Consider the following 18,169-nt stretch of genomic DNA (forward strand, 5'->3'; position numbering starts at 1 on the left):
AACAGATGAACGAAACCACAGAAAACAAAATGGGCGTGATGCCTGAGGGGCGGCTTCTGATTACAATGTCGCTGCCCATCATGGTTTCCATGCTCATTCAGGCGCTGTACAACATTATTGACAGCGCCTTTGTCGCGCGGGTGAGTGAGAGTGCGTTCGTCGCCGTTTCGCTTGCCTTTCCCGTGCAGCTGCTGATGATTGCCGTCGCCACCGGTGCGGGTGTGGGTGTCAACGCCCTGCTTTCGCGCCGCCTCGGTCAAAAAAAGCAGGACGAGGCCGACGCAGTTGCCATGAACGGCGTCTTTCTCGCGGTTCTGTGCTGGGTGGTGTTCGCCGTACTCGGTCTGCTCTTCGGCCGACCGTTCATTGCCTGCTTTACCGATGATCCCGCCGTGGTTGAGATGGGTGCGAGCTATGTCACGGTGTGCACCACTCTATCGTGCGGTGTGTTTCTGCTCTTCGCTGCCGAGCGCATCATGCAGGCGACCGGCAACACCGTGTTCCACATGATCACCCAGCTGATTGGCGCGGGCATCAACCTTGTGCTCGACCCGCTGCTTATCTTCGGCATCGGCCCGTTTCCCAAGCTCGGCACGACAGGCGCGGCGCTCGCAACGGTCATTGCGCAGATTCTCGCGATGCTGCTTGGTTTTTTTATCAACGTGCGCTTCAACCGCGAGGTCAACCTTCGTCTGCGCGGTTTTCGTCCCAACCCCGCCATCCTTGGCGGCATTTTGCGCATTGGCCTGCCCGTTATGGTTACGCAGTCGCTGATGAGTGTGCTCGCCACCGGCATGAACCGCATTCTGATGTCCTTTTCAATGACGGCGGTGGGGTTTTACGGCGCATACTACAAGCTGCAGAATTTCCTCTATATGCCGATTTTCGGCATGAACAATGCGCTCATCCCGATGATTGGCTACAATTTCGGTGCAAAACGCAAAGATCGGATTCAAAAAATCACCCGATACGCGCTGCTGCTCGGTTTGGGCATCATGGTCTGCGGCACGCTGCTGTTTGAGGCTCTGCCCGTACCGCTGCTGCGCCTGTTCGATGCCTCCGACGCAATGCTCTCGATCGGCGTGCCCGCGATGCGTATCATCGCGCTCTCCTTCTGCTTTTCCGCCGTTTCGCTCGTCTTGTGCAGCTGTTTGCAGGGACTGGGACGCAGTATGCCCTCTCTTATCGTTGCGCTGCTACGTCAACTGGTTGTTATCCTGCCTGCCGCCGTTTTGCTTGCACGCGTTGACCTGCACGCGGTCTGGTTCGCGTTTCCCCTTGCCGAGGCGGTTGGTTTTGCCGCCGCCATCGTGCTGTACCGGGTGGAGGCTGGGCACATCATGGCAAAAATTACTTAAAATAAATTCACATTTCGTTCATTGTTTTTGTTTCGCAACGGGACTATAATGAAAGCACGTAAAGGAAAGGAGGGCGATTCCATTGGACAGCGAATTTCACCGGATGGCGCGGGACATCATGGAGCACCCGCGATTTCAGCAGCTGCGCGGTTTTATCCACCACGGCGCCGACAATTCGGTATATGATCATTCTGTTGCCGTAGCGGAATCGGCCTATGCAATCGCCCGCAAGATGCGTCTGTCGGAGGGCGAAACGCAGTCGGTCGTCCGCGCCGCCCTGCTTCATGATTTCTTTGGCTATGACTGGCACAGCGATCGTTTTCGCCGCTACCGCGGATCTTTTTCCGGCATACAGCGGCTTGCACGCATGCACGCCTTTGTGCACGGCCACATTGCGGCCGGACGCGCAAGGCGCACCTTCGGTCTGACCGACCGGGAGTGCGAAGCGATTGCCCGCCATATGTTCCCTTTGGCTGCCATGCCGCGCACGCGCATTGCATGGATTGTCACTTGGGCAGACAAGGTCGTTGCCTCCAAGGAAATGACGCTCGCGCTTGGCGGTTATATGACTTCCTTCTATCAGAAAATTTTTGGAGCACTCGCATAAAGAAAGCGTGCTCCCGCAGAAACACAAACAGCCGTTCAGCCCTTTCGAGGCTGAGCGGCTGTTTTATGTTCACCTTGCGGCTGTGTACTCATCGAATCATTTGCTCTACGGCTTCCTTCGGCTGCAGACCTGCGGTGGTGGAAACCACGCGGCCGTCACGAATCATGGCAAGCATCGGAATGCCCATGACCTGGAACTGACCGGCAAGCTCCGGCTGCTCGTCAACGTTGACCTTGCCCACGAGTACGTCGGGATTCTCCTCGGCCACACGATCAATCACAGGGGACAGCATGCGGCACGGTCCGCACCACGGCGCCCAGAAATCCAGCAGCACCGGACGGTCGGACGATAAAACCTCGCGGCTGAAGTTTTCTTTGGTAACAGTAATAACAGACATTGTGAATGTCTCCCTTCGTTCAATTTCTGTACTAAGTATACCGCGTCTCAAACCCCGCTTCTGTGACGAAGTTACACTGGCTTTACCGCAGGCTGTCAGCCGCGAGCGCGGACAGCCGCTCCCGATCGAGCAGCGCAATACTGCCGCGTGTCAGGTGCACCAATCCTTCATTTTGAAAATACTTGAGCATGCGCGTGACCACCTCGCGCGCACTGCCCAGATGCCGTGCCAGCTGCTCATGCGTCACGGAAAGCGTGTCGCTTCCGGCAAGCTCACACTCTTCCAGCAGCAGCGCTGCCAGACGGCCGTCCATCTTTTTGCTCAGCACCTGGTCCATCAGCCACATGACATCGGAAAACCGCGTCGCCATCAATTCGTTTACGTAATTTGCCGCCGGCGCCGACTGCTCGGTCACCCGACGGAACACCTCGGCAGGCAGATGGATGACTTCGGTATCGGCCTCTGCCTCGACCATCACTTCAAATTCAATGCTCCGCATCATGCAGGAGGCCGAAAACAGGCAGATATCGCGCTCAAGCAAGCGATACAGCGTCAATTCCTTGCCCTCATCGGACAGCACATAGGCACGCAGGCGGCCGTGCAGAATCAGCAGCAGACCCACGCAGTCCTCTGAACCGCGGTGCACGACCCTACCCTTTTCAAACCGCCGCACCTGTGCCGCATCGCACAAAATCATGCGCTGCTCCTCGGTCAGCCGACTCCAAAACGGCAGAAAATCACTCAGCTCCATTGCACCCTCTCCTTTCCACTCTTTCTATATTATAGGGTACGCAAGGTTTTTGGTCAATATTATGTAAGATTTCGCCGATTTTTCTTGCACAATCCCTCTGAAACGGTTATAATCATTTTAGTTATATTTAGTAAAGAGGAGGGCCCGTGTATGGCAACCTTAAAGGAGTTGGCCACCCTAACCGGTTTTTCGCAGGCCACCATCTCCCGCGTGTTGAACAACGACCCCACCATGTCGGTGAGCGACACGACCCGTGCCGCGATTTTCGAGGCAGCTGGTGAGTTACATTATAAAACCTCCAACCGCACACGCAAGCCGCGCGGCGCACATAAAAACCCGCTCCGCTTTGCGGTTGCCGAAATGCTGACCCCGGCCGAGCAGCTGGGTGATCCGTATTTTCTGTTTCTTAAAAATTTTGCCGAGCAGCAATGTATTGATCGCGGCGCAGAGGTCTGCCATCTCCGCGCCGAGGGCAACGGCTACCGCCTGGACACACCGCTGCAGGTTGACGGTGTGCTCGCCATCGGCATTTTTTCCGAGGAGCAGGTCGAACGGCTGTCTTACTTCAGCCGCAATCTTGTTTTTCTTGACTCTGCCCCCGATGAAACACGCTTTGATTCGGTCGTGCTCAACTTCCGCATCGGCGTGGAGCTTGCGCTCGACCATCTGCGTGCACTCGGCCACAGTGAGATTGGTTTCATCGGCCCTGACCGCAAGCTTGACTACAAGAAGCGCCCCGCGCCCGAGGTGCGGCGACAGCACTTCATCAAGTACATGGAAGAGCATCATCTGTTTCACCCTGAATTTGTGTTTGAAACACCGATGGACGCAGGCATTGCGCGCGCGACACTGTTGCATGAAATCCAGGCTGGACACACCCTGCCCACCGCCCTGCTTGCCGCCAATGAGGAAACCGCCATCGGCGCCGTGGGTGCACTGCGTGCCGCGGGTCTTCAGGTGCCGCAGGATATTTCCGTCATCAGCTTCAACGATACCGCGCGCAGCGAGCTGACCGATCCCCCGCTGACCAGTGTCAGCACACATGCGGAGGATATGAGCGCCGCCGCTATCGAGATGCTTGCGCGCCGCGCCGAATATATGCGCCGCTCGCCCAATCGGCCGGCCATGCTGCCGTTTAAAATCGTTGTTCCTCCCACCCTAATTGAACGACAGAGCGTTGCTGCGCCCTGCCGCTGACCATGCAATATTGAAGTCTGGCTTTTTCCACAAAAGCCGGGCTTTTTTTTTATAATATGCTCATAGTTTTTTACTAAATATTGTTGCGCATTTAGTAAATCAATGCTATGATAGGAATAACAAAGATGTACCGGGAGATGAGTAACGATGATGACACAGTCCCAACTACGCGGCCTGCTGGAAAACAGCGCCGCAGATGATAAACTGATGCGTGTCTACGGCGGACAGGCAAATGAATTAGAGAGCGCTCGCGCACGTCTGCTGGCGCTTCTGGCCTGTTATGGCGAAGCCTTTGGATACGAGGAGGAAGTCGGCCTGTTTACCGGCCCGGGGCGCACCGAAATGGGCGGTAACCACACCGATCATCAGCACGGCCGCGTGCTCGCCGGCGCGGTCAATCTGGATGCCATCGCCTGCGCAGGCGCGAATGGCACAGAAGAAATTCGCATTCAATCCGCCGGTTATCCGGAAATCCGTATCCGGCTCAGCGACCTTTCTCCCAATGAAACCGAGTATGGCACTTCGGCCGCGTTGGTGCGCGGCGTGTGCGCCCGTTTTACTGAAATGGGGTATGCGCTTGGGGGCTTTAACGCCTGCATCGCATCGACCGTGCTGGGCGGCTCCGGATTATCCTCCTCGGCAGCTTATGAGGTACTGATCGGCGTGATTGTCAATCACCTGTTCTGCAGTGATGAGGTCAGCCTAATTCAGATTGCGCAAATCGGTCAGTACGCGGAAAACGTTTTCTTCGGCAAGCCCTGCGGTCTGATGGATCAGCTGGCCAGCGCGGTCGGCGGCATTGTATCGATTGACTTCAGGAATCCAGCTGAACCCGTTGTCAGTAAAGTCGATTATGACCTTTCCGCTTCCGGTCACGCGCTGTGCATCATTGATTCGGGCGCAGATCATGCCGATTTGACCAATGATTACGCCGCAATCACGGAGGAAATGGGCGCAGTTGCCGCCTATTTTGGAAAATCTGTGCTGCGCGAAGTGGATTACGATGACTTTTGGGCGTCCCTCCCTGATTTGCGCAATCAGGTGAATGACCGCGCTCTTCTGCGTGCCATCCACTTTTTCAGCGACAATCTGCTTGCCAAAAAGCAGGCACAGGCACTTGAACGAGATGATTTTTCCCTATTCCTCTCTCTGGTGCATCGCTCCGGGCTGTCCTCGGCGCGTCACCTACAAAACCTGTACAGCGCTGCACAGCCAATGCATCAGGCCGTTCCGCTTGCCATCGCACTGGCCGAGCAGCTGCTCGACGGCGAAGGTGCCGTCCGCGTGCACGGCGGCGGATTTGCAGGCACCATTCAGGCTTACGTACCGCTTTCCAAACTCACCGCGTTCAAAACAGGCATGGAGGCCGTCCTCGGCGAAGGACGCTGCCATGTGCTGCGCATCCGCCCGGTCGGCGGCGCGGTGATTCTCGCGTAACATACCATCACGACTGACAGGAGGATTATACAATGGCTATTCTGGTACTGGGCGGCGCGGGCTACATCGGCTCGCACACCGTTTATGAGCTCATCGACGCAGGCCGCGACGTGGTCGTGGCAGATAATCTGGAAACCGGTTTCCGCGCAGCGGTGCATCCCAAGGCACGCTTTTATGAGGGCGATATCCGTGACCGCGCATTTATTGACCGCGTATTTGACAGCGAACAAATCGAGGGCGTCATTCACTTCGCCGCCAACAGTCAGGTTGGCGAGAGCATGGTAAAGCCCCTGAAATACTATGACAACAATCTTTGCGGCACCAAAACACTGCTGGAAAGCATGGTGGCGCACGGTGTGGACAAAATCGTCTTCTCCTCCACTGCCGCGACCTACGGCGAGCCTGAGCGTGTGCCGATTATGGAGGATGATCGCACCTGTCCGACCAACTGCTACGGCGAGACCAAGCTTGCCATGGAGCATATGATGAAGTGGACCTCGATTGCGCACGGCCTGCGCTTTGTCGCGCTGCGCTATTTCAACGCCTGCGGTGCGCACGCTTCGGGGGCAATCGGCGAGGCACACAATCCCGAAACTCACCTCATTCCGCTGATTCTGCAGGTTCCGAACGGTCAGCGTGAGAAAATCGCCATCTTCGGCGAGGACTATCCCACGCCGGACGGCACCTGCATCCGTGACTACATTCATGTTTCCGATCTGGCACAGGCGCATATTCTGGCGCTCGACTATCTGCTTGCCGGAAATGACAACAACGTCTTTAACCTCGGCAACGGCGTGGGCTTTTCGGTCAAGGAGGTCATTGAAGAGACCCGCCGCGTGACCGGCCACCCGATTCCCGCCAAGGTTGAGCCGCGCCGCGCCGGCGACCCCGCACAGCTGATTGCCTCCAGCCAGAAGGCCAAAGACGTGCTCGGCTGGAAGCCCAAGTACGACGATCTGCACACCATCATCGACACCGCGTGGAAATGGCATCAGGCGCATCCGCACGGCTTCGAGCAGTAAAGGAGTTCGCCCCATGATCGACACCGCAGTTTCACAACTGATTGCTTATGCCCTGCGAACCGGGCTCATCGCGCCGGAGGACGAAGTCTGGGCGACCAACGCTGTGCTCGAGCTGCTTCAGCTTGACAGCTACGATGCGTCCGCACAGCAGGATGCATCTATCGACCTGTCCGAGATTCTCACCACGCTGATGGACGATGCGCATGCCCGCGGCGTGCTGCCCGAGGACTCAATTGTCTATCGTGACCTGTTCGACACCGCGCTGATGGGCCGTCTGACCCCTCCGCCGCGCGAAATTATTGCGAAGTTCCGTGCGCTGTATGAGCAGAGTCCGCAGCAGGCCACCGACTGGTATTATAAGTTCAGTCAGGACACCAACTATATCCGTCGCGATCGCATCGCCAAGGATGTGCAATGGAAGAGCGAAACACCCTACGGCGCGTTTGATATCACCATCAACCTTTCCAAGCCCGAAAAGGATCCCAAGGCCATCGCCGCCGCGCGCAATCTGCCCGCTGCGGCCTACCCCAAATGTCTGCTGTGCAGCGAAAACGAGGGCTATGCCGGCCGCATCAACCATCCGGCGCGCCAGAACCATCGCATTGTGCCGATTGAGATCAACGGCAGCCCATGGTTCCTGCAATATTCGCCCTATGTTTACTATAACGAGCACTGCATCTGCTTCAATCGGGAGCATACTCCGATGAAGATTGACCGCGCCTGCTTTGGCAAGCTGCTTGACTTTGTCGGCCAGTTCCCGCACTACTTTGTCGGCTCGAACGCCGATTTGCCCATTGTAGGCGGCTCAATTCTGGCGCACGACCATTTTCAGGGCGGGCACTACACCTTTGCGATGGAACGCGCACCGATTGAGACCGCGCTCTCCTTCGAAGGCTTTGATGACGTTGCCGCCGGCATTGTGAAATGGCCGATGTCGGTCATCCGCCTTTGCTGCAAGGATGCTGACCGTCTGGTCGAGCTTGCCGACCGAATTCTCCAGTCGTGGCGCGGCTATTCGGATGAAGCGGCCATGATTTTTGCCGAAACCGATGGCGTGCCACACAACACGATTACGCCGATTGCCCGCCGCCGCGGCGACGATTTTGAGCTTGATCTCGTACTGCGCAACAACCTGACCACCGAAGAGCATCCGCTCGGCCTTTACCATCCCCACGCCGAGCTGCACCATATCAAAAAGGAAAACATCGGCCTGATTGAGGTCATGGGTCTGGCTGTGCTGCCTGCCCGCCTCAAGGAAGAGCTTGCCGTATTGAGCGAAAAGCTGCTTGCGGGCGACGACCTGCGCGGTGATTCCCGCACTGCGTCTCACGCCGATTGGGCAGAGGAAATCGCCAAAAACAACACGCTGACTGCGGAGAACATTACCGAGATTCTGCACAAAGAGGTCGGTCTCGTCTTTGCCACCGTGCTGGAGCATGCCGGCGTCTACGCACGCAACGAACAGGGGCAGGCGGCGTTCCGCCGTTTCGCAGAGCAGGTGAGATAACATGGAAATCAACCGCACGCTCTTTGGAACCGCGGCTGACGGCATGCCGGTCGACCGCTACACCCTGTCCGACGGCCGCATGACGGCCGATGTGATTACCTACGGCGGCGCGCTGCAATCGCTTCGCGTACCCGACCGAAACGGCAGACTGACCGATGTCTTGCTTGGCTACGACAGCATCGAAGCCTATCAGGCGCAGGATAAATACATCGGCGCACTCATCGGCCGCTGCGCCAATCGCATTTCCGACGATGGCTTCGCGCTCAACGGCACGGTTTATCTGCTTGCCCGCAACAGCGGGCCCAATCATCTGCACGGCGGCTTGTCGGGCTTTGACCGCAGACATTGGACTGCGCTCGAAACTCCGACCGGTCTGGTGCTGCGCTACTCGAGCGCGGACGGCGAGGAAGGCTATCCCGGCCGCCTGCAAGCGACCGTCACCTATGCACTTGAAAACGGCGCGCTCTCTATCGAATACCGCGCGGAAACCGACGCGGACACCCTCTGCAACCTGACCAACCATAGCTATTTTAACCTTGCAGGACACGGCAGCGGTCCGGTTGGCGATCAGACCATCCGGCTGCACGCCTCACAATATACACCCGCCGATGCAAACGCCGTTCCAACGGGCAAAATTACTCTGGTTGACGGCACGCCGATGGATTTGCGCGAAGAGCAGCCAATCGGTGCTCACTGGGATGATGCCTTCGAACAGCTCGCCTTCGCGGGCGGCTACGACCATAACTGGGTCATTGACGGCAAGTCCGGCGTGCTGCGCCCGACCGCCGAAGCCTATTGTACACAGACCGGCATTCATATGGAGGTGCAAAGCACCCAGCCGGGCGTACAGTTCTACACCGGCAACTTTCTTGATGACGAAATGCCGCTCGGCAAGGGCGGTGTGCGCTACGGACGCAGGCACGGGTTCTGTCTGGAAACCCAGTGCTTCCCCGATGCGGTGCATCATCCGAACTTCCCGCAGCCCATTCTGCGCGCGGGACATACTTATCGCCAGAAAACCGTATATCGCTTCTTCTCTCGGTAAACGGTTTTTCTATACACCAACTTCTTCTCTCCCAAATAGAAACACCCTCCGTGAAAACGGAGGGTGTTTCTATTTCTTATTGTTCTTCGGAATCGTCGCTGCTCTGCGGCTCGTCGGACGCGTCCTCCGTCTGCTGCGGTTCAGCAGGCTGTACGGGTGCGCTGTACACCGGATTTACCGGCGGCTGATAAACCGGTTTGCGTGCCTCATCGAAATACTCGTACAGGCCGATGAACGACGTATTCATATAGGCCGATAGGAACGCACTGACGACAATATCCAGAATAATCGCCGCAATGCAGCACAGCACCAGTACGGCAACGCCGCTGCCGGCCACGCCCATCATCGACATGCCGAATACGCCGAGCAGGATGCAGCCATACACAACGCCGAATACCAGCAGATACCACGGCAGAAAGCTCAGCACGAAGACAAACAGCTTCCCGTAATGGCCGCTGAAGGCATGGCTGGCATCTCTCGAAGCCGCCCAAGCGCCGTAGCTTTCATCCTCGTCCAGAATAATCCATCCCGCGTTGTAGGTCATCAGCTTAACGGAAATCGGAATCATCGCCAGAATGAACACAATTTCAAGTGCCAGCATCGTCCCTGCCATCGAGCCGGCGGACGCGCCGCCCATGGCCATGCCAACCGAAAGGCCGGTCACAATCAGGAAATAAATCAGCATCGGTCCGATCATCCAAATCAGTGAACGCAGCATCAGGCAAAGTTCCATTTTGATGCCGGTCCAAACCGAGTGCAGCGAAGTAAACGGATGGAACAGCAACCCCACAGTCGGCTGTTCGCCGCGGCGCAGTGCGATATAATACTTCATCATACCAAACTGCAGCGGTCCCGCAATTACAACCATCAGCACCAGCACCAACCCAATGGAATTCATGCTGCTGAGCAAACTCTGCGCCACCATCATCTCCATCTGCTCCGCGCTGACGAAGCTGGATGAAGTGGCCATCATGGCGAATGCACGGCCAAAAATTGCGCCGTACATCATGATTGTCAGCAAAAAGAACGGCAGTCCGTACAGAAACATCAGTCCGATGCAGCTGCCCAAGCGCTCTTTCACGTGCGCCTTGCACTCCTTCTTAATCCCCTTGCGAATTTCTTTGGAATACTCCATTTTTTGTCCTCCCACATTTGTCGTTTTCTCTATCCTCAGTCAGCCTTTTCCGGATCAGCGCCCGCATCAGGCTGCGTCTGGGCGTCGGTATTCGGTTTGGCAGTCGTGTCTTCCTTGGGTTTTTCCGGCTCAATCGTGCCAACATAGACAATCTTGTCGCGTTTGACATAGCTCGATGAATTCGCCAGCACCTCGCTCATTTGACCGTTCACGGTAATTTGCTTATAGGTGCGGGTCGAATAGCCGGTGATGCCGGTCTGGTCAACGCGTGTCTGCCCTACCTTCATTGAGGTATCCTTTTTCTCTACCGTCTCGGGTGTATAGGTTTTTAACACCTCAGTGCGTGTTTTAACCGATTTATCGGTGGTTTTTGTGCCGATAATCGTCATAACCATCTGTCCGCCGACCTGCTCGGCCAGTACCTTGACCGGATAATCGGTGTTGTTCTTAAACCGGAAGTCGAGCGTGCCGTAGTCGACCGTGGCGTCCTCGCCAAGCGGCGTATAGGAAACGGTGAAGGAATGGTTATGCCGCTCAGTGACCTCCAAATCCGCGCGAAGCACAGCCATATACAGCGTTGAGGACGGCTGACACACGCCGCCGCCGAATTCCTCAATGATTTTGCCGTTGGCATACGCGCCGGCGGGCTTGTAGCCGCGCGCCTCAGAACGTTCACCCACCACACCGTTGTACGAAAACTCATCTCCCGGGTTTAGGATGGTTCCGTTAATCGCCTTGGACGCCAGCCGCACGTTGTTGGTACGCGGCACATTGCCTTCGTTGAGACTGGTGGTCGTGCGTGCGAGCGTATCGCGGAACAGCTTTTCCTTGAGATCTGCCGCGGTCACCTTGGCGGGTGTTTTCACAATCGGAATGATGTAGCTCTCTGCCGAGCCGTCGCCGACGATTTTCTTTGCTTCCTCCAAATCGAACTGCACGCCTGCCTTTTCGGGCACGATGGTCTTGCCATCCTCCTTGCTCACGGTTGCACTGACCGGATCACCGATGACGGCAGAGGCAATCTGATCCATATTAATCGCAGGGGTTTCGGTCAGCGTGGTATCGACCGCATAGGGTTCAAAGTTCATCAATCGAATTTTTTCGGTCATGGTCTGCTCGACGAGCAAGCTGTCAAAGGTGACACCCGGCTTGCCTGCGTGCAGGGTCATCGTATCCTCCCCGATTTCCCATGTGGGTTCAACCGGCTTGGTCAGCGCCTCAGCCGCGATGTCGCCCAATGCCTTGCGTAGGCCTGCATCGTCTACCGTTGCCGCAATCTGCGCTTCGCCCTTGCCGACGAGCGCCAGCACAACCTGCCCGACGCGCTGCAGCGGATTGCCTGTGCGGCCGACTGCGCGTGCGTTTTCAACCGACTGCTTCGCATCCACGTTTTCCAGCACCGATTTGACCGGAATGTCGTACGTCTTTTCATAAATTGTGACCGAAACATCGGCATCCTGATACAGCGGCGCGCTCTGGGTTTCCACTGCTGATACGGCCTGCTCATCGTTCATGCCGCCGACCGGAATCGACCCCACCGTCACGCCCGGAAAAATGTTCGGATACAGATAAGTAAATCCGATTAAGCCGACCAGAAGCACGGCAAACAGGCCGCCCGCAATACCGCAGACGACCGGAAAACGACCCTTGCGTATTTGTTTTTCGGGTTTGGGCGCGGGATTCTTAGCGTTTTTATTCACCAAATGCGCGCCTTTCTTCGCTTTGCGACCCAACATGAATGCTCCCCTTTTTGATACTTGATATATGCGTTCTACTCTCATTGCATACAAAAACGACGAAAATTACGTTCGCCTGTTTTCGACGAAATCCTATCTTTCCATTATAGAGTGCATTGGTATGAGAAGCAACAACAATTTGGTTAAATCACGAATACCTATATCTAACCCCCAAAATTCCCATAGAATCACCGTAAAAAAGTGAAGCAGCCGCGTTGGCGGCTGCCTCGGAAAAATCACACGTTAAAGCGGAACAGCACGACGTCTCCGTCCTGCATGACATACTCCTTGCCTTCCGAACGAACCAGTCCCTTTTCCCGCGCGGCGGAAAGCGAGCCCAGCGCAATCAAATCCTTATAGTTGATGACCTCGGCGCGGATAAAGCCGCGTTCAAAGTCGGTATGGATTTTGCCTGCAGCCTGCGGCGCCTTGGTGCCCTTGTCAATTGTCCAGGCGCGCACTTCCTGCTCGCCCGCGGTCAGGTAGCTCATCAGCCCGAGCAGGTCGTAGCACACCTTAATCAGACGATCAAGTCCCGACTCATGCAGGCCGAGCTCGGACAGGAACATGTCCTTCTCCTCATCGTCCATGCCGGAGATATCTTCTTCCAGTTTCGCGCAGATAGGCAGCACCATCGCGCCTTCCCCTGCCGCAATGGTCTTGACCGCTTCCAGACGTGCATTTTCCTGCTGATCGCCCGTAAAACCAGCCTCGTCCATGTTGGCGGCGTAAATCACCTTTTTAGAGGAAAGCAGGTCACTCTCTCCGATGACACGGATGACGTCCTCATCCTCTGCAAAGCCCTCGAAGGTGCGGGCGGTTTTGCCCTCTTCCAGATGAGCTTTCAGCTTTTCGAGAATCTCCACATCACGGCCGAGCTTCTTATCTGCCTTGGCCGCCTTGCGGGTACGGTCGAGTCGGCGCTCCAGATGCTCGATATCGGCAAGAATCAGCTCAAGGTTAATCGTCTCGATATCGCGCGACGGATCGACCGAGCCTTCTACGTGCACGATGTTTTCATTTTCAAAGCAGCGCACCACGTGCACAATCGCGTCCACTTCACGAATGTGGGACAGGAACTTATTGCCCAGGCCCTCGCCCTTGGATGCACCGCGCACCAGACCTGCGATGTCGACGAACTCCACGACGGCCGGTGTGGTCTTTTTGGCGTGATACAGCTCGGTCAGCGGCTGCAGGCGTTCATCCGGCACGGCTACCATACCGACATTGGGGTCAATGGTGCAGAACGGATAGTTTGCGCTCTCCGCGCCCGCCTGTGTAATGGCGTTAAAAAGCGTGGACTTGCCCACGTTAGGCAGACCGACGATGCCGAGTTTCATAGTTTACATTCCTCCAGCGTAAGATGAGACTGGCAGATACCCGCAGTCCCGCATTTTATGATAAAAATAGTATAACGCTTTTTGTGGCTTTTTGCAATCTTTTGCCTTATACTTAATACAAAGGAGGTGGCCGCAGTATGCCCAACTATGTGACCCACCATATTTTCGCAACAACCGTTCAGCGTGTGACCCGGGATGCGATTGCCCACATCGCCGCCCTGTACCCCGCCGCCTACCGCTGGGGTGCGCAGGGACCCGACCCGCTGTTCTATTATCACATGCCCTTCCCCAGTGCGATTACACGGCTGGCGCAGCGCATGCACGCCGAGCCGCCCGACCGTCTGTTTGAAGCGCTCTGCGCCGCCGCACAGCAGCAGCATGATACCGCGGCACTGGCCTATGTTTTCGGCTTCTGCACCCACTACGCGCTCGATCGTGTCACCCATCCGCTCATTCAGGCCGAAGCCGATCGGCTTGCGCTGTTTCGTCCCGGCCTTTCGGCGGCCGCACGCCACAACACCGTGGAATCCGATTTGGATGGCGTGATGATTGCCGAATATATCACCAACGACCAGTCAAGCTTTGAAGCCTTCCGCCTGCTCGACCCGAACGCGGCCGAGTGCACGGTTTTCGCACGCACGCTGTCCCTCGCGGCCAAAACCGCGTATGGGGTGCATTTATCGCCCGCCGCAGTGTACCGCTCGCTGCACGACACACGCCGCGTTTTTCACCTCGCGCACGGCGGCCTGAAGGCACGCGCCCATGTGGAACGCTTGGAGCGCCTGGTCGGCCGCGCCGGTATGGCCTCCTCGCTCATCCGGCCGGACGAGCCGCTCCGCTCGGACTGCGCCAATGTTGAGCACCGCGTCTGGCAGTGGGAGGGACAGGATCGAACCGACTCATTCTTCGATTTGTTCGACTCCGCCGTGCCGCTTGCACTCTCGCTGCAGCGCGCAGTGCTTGACCGGTATTATCAGGAAAAACCGCTGGATTCGCGCTTTTTTCCCACTGATTTTAATGGTATCAAACCGAAAAGTTAAAAAATGATTGCTAGTCGACAGGTTTCCCATGACTTCGCCCGCCAAACCTCTTATGCTATCCATTGTTACCAATCTGTAACCTCGGATTTTGAAAGGAGGGATCGCGGAGGCTTCTGCCTCTGTGCGAACTGTCATGAGAAACCTGTTTTCTATTCTGTGCGGCCTGCTGTCCTGTCTGATTTACGGACTGATCAGCGTCGTGCTCTTTCTCGACCGCGTGATCTGCGCGATTTATGATTTACCACTATGGGGCAAGCTTGCTCACGCCTTTCGCTCGCTTGCACGCCGTCGCGCCGTCTGCGCGTGTGCGGTGTTCGCAACCTGTTTTATCCTGCCTGCCGTTCTGCTGACGCATGGCGGCGTGGTGGTCATGGCTGGAGGGCGCGCCATCGGCATGGTAGAAAGCCGCGCGGTGCTCGGCACTGCAATTGCAACGATTGAAGAGCAGGCCTCCGCCCTGCAGGGCTCGGATTACGTGCTGCCCTGTGAAATTTCCTGCTCCCCTTCACGCGGCACCAGCAGCCAGTTCCTAAATCCGGACGAGCTGACCGCCGCGCTGATCGACAGCACAGACGATTTGGGCACGCTTGCCGTTATCTCGGTGGACGGCGAGCAGGCCGGTGTGTGCCAATCGTCCGAGGAAGCGCAGACACTGCTTGACCGCATCAAGTCAAGCTACACAACGGTTGCAAACGAGCAGGCTGAATTCCTGCAAAGCGTGCGGGTCGACCGTGTCATTGCACCGACCGCGCTTGCCGCCGATTTCGGTACACTGTATCAGGAGCTGTCCCCGCAGCTTGACGTATCCTCCACCCGCTCGGTGACCTACACGGAGGAAATCCCCTATGAGACCATCACCCGTGAAAACGAGGAGATGGATCAAAATCGGGAAGCGACCGTGCAGCCCGGCCAAGCAGGCGAAGCCGTGGTCACTGCGCAGATTCTGACCATCGACGGGCAAGAGCGCGGCCGCACCGTGGTCGAGCGCACCGTGCTCAGTCAGGCAACCAACGAGATCGTCGAAATCGGCACCAAGAACATCGGCATCGGCACCGGCGAATTTTGCCGCCCGATGGACAACTACACCTTCACCTCGGCATTCAAATGGCGTTGGGGCAAGCTGCACAGCGGCGTCGATTTAGCAGTCGATGAAGGTACGCCTGTCTATGCGGCCGACAATGGTAAGGTCATCCTTGCCGAGGATGCGGGCGACGGGTATGGCAACTATATCATTCTTGACCATCAAAACGGCTTTAAAACGCTTTATGCCCACAATTCCCAATTGCTGGTCAGCGTGGGCGACGTAGTGGCCAAGGGGGAGCAGATTGCCTGTTCGGGCAACTCCGGCAACTCGACCGGCCCGCACCTGCATTTTGAGGTGCAGGTCAACGACGAGAAGGTCGATCCGCAGATGTATGTGAGCCTTACGTGAAAAAAGTGCTGTGGGATTTTCCCACAGCACTTTTTTTATCTCGCTCTATGCGCGGATGCGCTCACCCATCTCGGCATTGGCGCGGCTGAGTACCGGAAGCAGTACCGCCGACACAATCACCCCGGCCAAACCCTGCACAATATTAAAGGGCACGCCCGCCGCCACTGCGACCGCTGCCGCACCGGCCGCACTGCCTGCGGCGACCTCCATGCCGATTTCATAGGCAAAATAGCCGAACACCATGACAATTTCCGCCGGAATGCCCGCAAGCACCGTACGCACCGGCGCATTCAGCCTGCCGATGCGCGAAAGACGGTGGTACAGCCAGCCGCCAATCAGCGCGGTCAGCGCCTTAATCAGGAATGTGCCCGGCACCCACGCCATATATCCGCCGAACAGGTCGGCCAGCATCGAACCGATGCCCGCCGCGAGCGCGCCCACACCCGGCCCGAGCAGAATGCCACACAGCAGCACCATGCCGTCGCCCAGATGGATGTAGCCCAAGGTCGGCGTGGGAATCCGGATAATCATTGTCGCAACCGTGGTGAGTGCGGCCATCAGCGCCGCGAGAATAATCGGTCTCGTTTTTTTGTTCATCATAGGTGACACCTTCTTTTTTTCACTGCCCCCATTGTACGGCAGGCGTGACCCTTTTCAAAGCGTCAGTTTGTGCTTTTTTCGCAATGCCAGATGAACGTTAAAAAAGCAGCCCGCCGTTTGGCGGGCTGCTTGCGGTTGTTATCGCTTGTTCGAGCGCTTCCAGATGTGCATCTTCTCCGCATCCGCAATTAGCTGATCGCGAAAATCGGGGTGCGCGACCGAAATCAGCGCCTCGGCACGCTCCCAAGAGGATTTGCCCTTGAGGCAGACCATGCCGTACTCGGTGACCACATAATGCGTAGCCGAGCGCGTATCGGTCACAATGGAGCCGTTTGACAGGGTGGGGCGAATGCGCGAAGCGACCGTCCCATCCTTCTGGGTGAAGGTGGAGGCCAGACAGATAAAGCTCTTGCCGCCCTTGGACAGATAAGCGCCCATCACGAAGTCCAGCTGACCGCCGGTGCCCGAAATCTGCTTGACGCCCGCGGACTCGGCATTGACCTGACCAAACAGGTCAATATCGACCGCATTGTTAATCGAAATGAAATTGTCAATCTGCGAAATGATGTGCACATCATTGGTGTAATCGACCGGCATCGAAGCGCACTGCGGGTTGTTGTCCAGATAGTCATACAGCTTTTTGGTGCCCGCCGCGAACGCATATGCCTGACGGCCGCGGTCAATCATCTTCTGCGAGCCGTTAATCTTGCCGGCTGCTGCGATGTCAACAAACGCGTCGACATACATCTCGGTATGCACACCCAAATCCTTGAGGTCGGAGTCGGCAATCATCGAGCCGACCGTGTTGGGCATGCCGCCGATGCCCAGCTGCAGGCAGGCGCCGTTCGGGATTTCGGATACAATCAGCTCGGCAACCTTACGGTCGACATCGGTCGCCGGAACGGAGCCCATTTCGGGCATTGCAATATTGTTTCCCTCAACAATCATATCCACCTCGGAGATGTGGATGCAATCTTCCATGCCGCCCAGGCAGCGCGGCATATTTTCGTTGACCTCGACGATAATCTTGTCCGCAACGTCGCAAACCGCGCGCAGATGGGAGGCCTGCGGGCCAAAGCTGAAGTAACCGTGCTGATCCATCGAGGCAACCTGCAGCATCGCCACATCCACATGACCAATATGCTCGCGGTAGAACCGAGGCAGCTCGGAATAACGCATCGAGCCATAGAAGCCGGCACCGGTGGCAATAAACTTGCGCTCGATGCCCGACATGTGCCAGGAGTTCCATGTCATATGCGCCGCCGGATTATCAATTTTGAAAATCTCAGGCATGCGCATCAGCACGCCGCCGCGGAAATTGACATCGTACAGCTCGGGCATGCGCGCCGCCAGTGCCTGATCCAGTGCAACCGGTGTGCCAACACACCAACCATAGTCCACCCAGTCTCCCGACTTGACCGTCTTGACCGCCTGCTCTGCGGTCGTGAGCTTCGTTTGATAAAGCGCCTTGTAATCCATATGAAACACCTCCATTGTCTTTCATTTAACAAACTAACCTATATTATACTATCTTCCCCTCATAAGGTCAATACGGATATTTGATC

At 56.7% G+C, this 18,169-nt stretch carries 16 protein-coding genes; 9 read left to right on the plus strand and 7 right to left on the minus strand.

Annotated elements, in window-relative coordinates; genetic code table 11:
- Window positions 1-5: 5 nt before the first annotated feature.
- Both QOX26_RS07610 and QOX26_RS07615 read left to right on the plus strand, forming a co-directional pair.
- Window positions 6-1,358, plus strand: a complete 1,353-nt coding sequence (locus QOX26_RS07610; protein ID WP_283674376.1) for an MATE family efflux transporter — start codon at window positions 6-8, stop codon at window positions 1,356-1,358.
- A gap of 82 nt (window positions 1,359-1,440) precedes the next feature.
- Window positions 1,441-1,965: an HD domain-containing protein gene (locus QOX26_RS07615; RefSeq protein ID WP_283674377.1), complete on the plus strand. Its 525-nt coding sequence runs from the start codon at window positions 1,441-1,443 to the stop codon at window positions 1,963-1,965.
- Between the two features lie 88 nt (window positions 1,966-2,053).
- Here the strand turns inward: QOX26_RS07615 and trxA are convergent, their stop codons facing one another.
- Together trxA and QOX26_RS07625 are read right to left on the minus strand one after the other, a co-directional pair.
- Window positions 2,054-2,362 (minus strand): thioredoxin, encoded by a 309-nt coding sequence (gene trxA / locus QOX26_RS07620; RefSeq protein WP_283674378.1) that lies wholly within the window; start codon window positions 2,360-2,362, stop codon window positions 2,054-2,056.
- An 82-nt stretch (window positions 2,363-2,444) separates the two neighbouring features.
- On the minus strand, window positions 2,445-3,113 hold the full coding sequence (locus QOX26_RS07625; protein ID WP_283674379.1) for a Crp/Fnr family transcriptional regulator: 669 nt from the start codon (window positions 3,111-3,113) through the stop codon (window positions 2,445-2,447).
- Window positions 3,114-3,263: 150 nt separating this feature from the next.
- On the opposite strand from QOX26_RS07625, the gene QOX26_RS07630 reads away from it, so the two are divergent.
- The 5 genes from QOX26_RS07630 to QOX26_RS07650 all read left to right on the plus strand — a co-directional run bounded on the left by QOX26_RS07630 (window position 3,264) and on the right by QOX26_RS07650 (window position 9,321).
- Window positions 3,264-4,310 (plus strand): LacI family DNA-binding transcriptional regulator, encoded by a 1,047-nt coding sequence (locus tag QOX26_RS07630; RefSeq protein ID WP_283674380.1) that lies wholly within the window; start codon window positions 3,264-3,266, stop codon window positions 4,308-4,310.
- A 150-nt stretch (window positions 4,311-4,460) separates the two neighbouring features.
- Window positions 4,461-5,747: a galactokinase gene (locus tag QOX26_RS07635; RefSeq protein WP_442870218.1), complete on the plus strand. Its 1,287-nt coding sequence runs from the start codon at window positions 4,461-4,463 to the stop codon at window positions 5,745-5,747.
- Between the two features lie 32 nt (window positions 5,748-5,779).
- Complete coding sequence (gene galE / locus QOX26_RS07640; protein ID WP_283674382.1) at window positions 5,780-6,769, plus strand: UDP-glucose 4-epimerase GalE; 990 nt, start codon at window positions 5,780-5,782, stop codon at window positions 6,767-6,769.
- A 13-nt stretch (window positions 6,770-6,782) separates the two neighbouring features.
- Window positions 6,783-8,276, plus strand: coding sequence for a UDP-glucose--hexose-1-phosphate uridylyltransferase (gene galT / locus QOX26_RS07645; RefSeq protein ID WP_283674383.1), 1,494 nt, complete (start codon window positions 6,783-6,785; stop codon window positions 8,274-8,276).
- Window position 8,277: 1 nt separating this feature from the next.
- Entirely contained in the window at window positions 8,278-9,321 is a 1,044-nt protein-coding gene (locus QOX26_RS07650) for an aldose epimerase family protein (protein ID WP_283674384.1), read from the plus strand.
- 76 nt (window positions 9,322-9,397) lie between these two features.
- Here QOX26_RS07650 and QOX26_RS07655 read toward each other — a convergent pair whose 3' ends face one another.
- From QOX26_RS07655 to ychF, 3 genes are all read right to left on the minus strand, one after another.
- Entirely contained in the window at window positions 9,398-10,456 is a 1,059-nt protein-coding gene (locus QOX26_RS07655; protein WP_283674385.1) for a DUF975 family protein, read from the minus strand.
- Between the two features lie 35 nt (window positions 10,457-10,491).
- The gene (locus QOX26_RS07660) at window positions 10,492-12,192 is read right to left on the minus strand and encodes a VanW family protein (RefSeq protein WP_283674386.1); all 1,701 of its coding nucleotides are present in this window, start codon (window positions 12,190-12,192) and stop codon (window positions 10,492-10,494) included.
- 236 nt (window positions 12,193-12,428) lie between these two features.
- On the minus strand, window positions 12,429-13,532 hold the full coding sequence (gene ychF / locus QOX26_RS07665) for a redox-regulated ATPase YchF (protein WP_283674387.1): 1,104 nt from the start codon (window positions 13,530-13,532) through the stop codon (window positions 12,429-12,431).
- Between the two features lie 137 nt (window positions 13,533-13,669).
- Between ychF and QOX26_RS07670 the strand changes: the two genes are divergently transcribed.
- A complete protein-coding gene (locus QOX26_RS07670) occupies window positions 13,670-14,572 on the plus strand; it encodes a zinc dependent phospholipase C family protein (RefSeq protein WP_283674388.1) in 903 nt (300 codons plus the stop codon).
- Between the two features lie 133 nt (window positions 14,573-14,705).
- Window positions 14,706-16,004 (plus strand): peptidoglycan DD-metalloendopeptidase family protein, encoded by a 1,299-nt coding sequence (locus QOX26_RS07675; RefSeq protein WP_283674389.1) that lies wholly within the window; start codon window positions 14,706-14,708, stop codon window positions 16,002-16,004.
- 45 nt (window positions 16,005-16,049) lie between these two features.
- On the opposite strand, the gene QOX26_RS07680 is transcribed toward QOX26_RS07675, so the two are convergent.
- Window positions 16,050-16,604, minus strand: coding sequence for an ECF transporter S component (locus QOX26_RS07680; protein WP_283674390.1), 555 nt, complete (start codon window positions 16,602-16,604; stop codon window positions 16,050-16,052).
- Between the two features lie 138 nt (window positions 16,605-16,742).
- Complete coding sequence (locus QOX26_RS07685) at window positions 16,743-18,083, minus strand: butyryl-CoA:acetate CoA-transferase (protein ID WP_283674391.1); 1,341 nt, start codon at window positions 18,081-18,083, stop codon at window positions 16,743-16,745.
- Between the last annotated feature and the right edge of the window lie 86 nt (window positions 18,084-18,169).

It is taken from the genome of Butyricicoccus sp. Marseille-Q5471, from assembly GCF_951230135.1.
Lineage (GTDB): Bacteria > Bacillota > Clostridia > Oscillospirales > Butyricicoccaceae > Agathobaculum.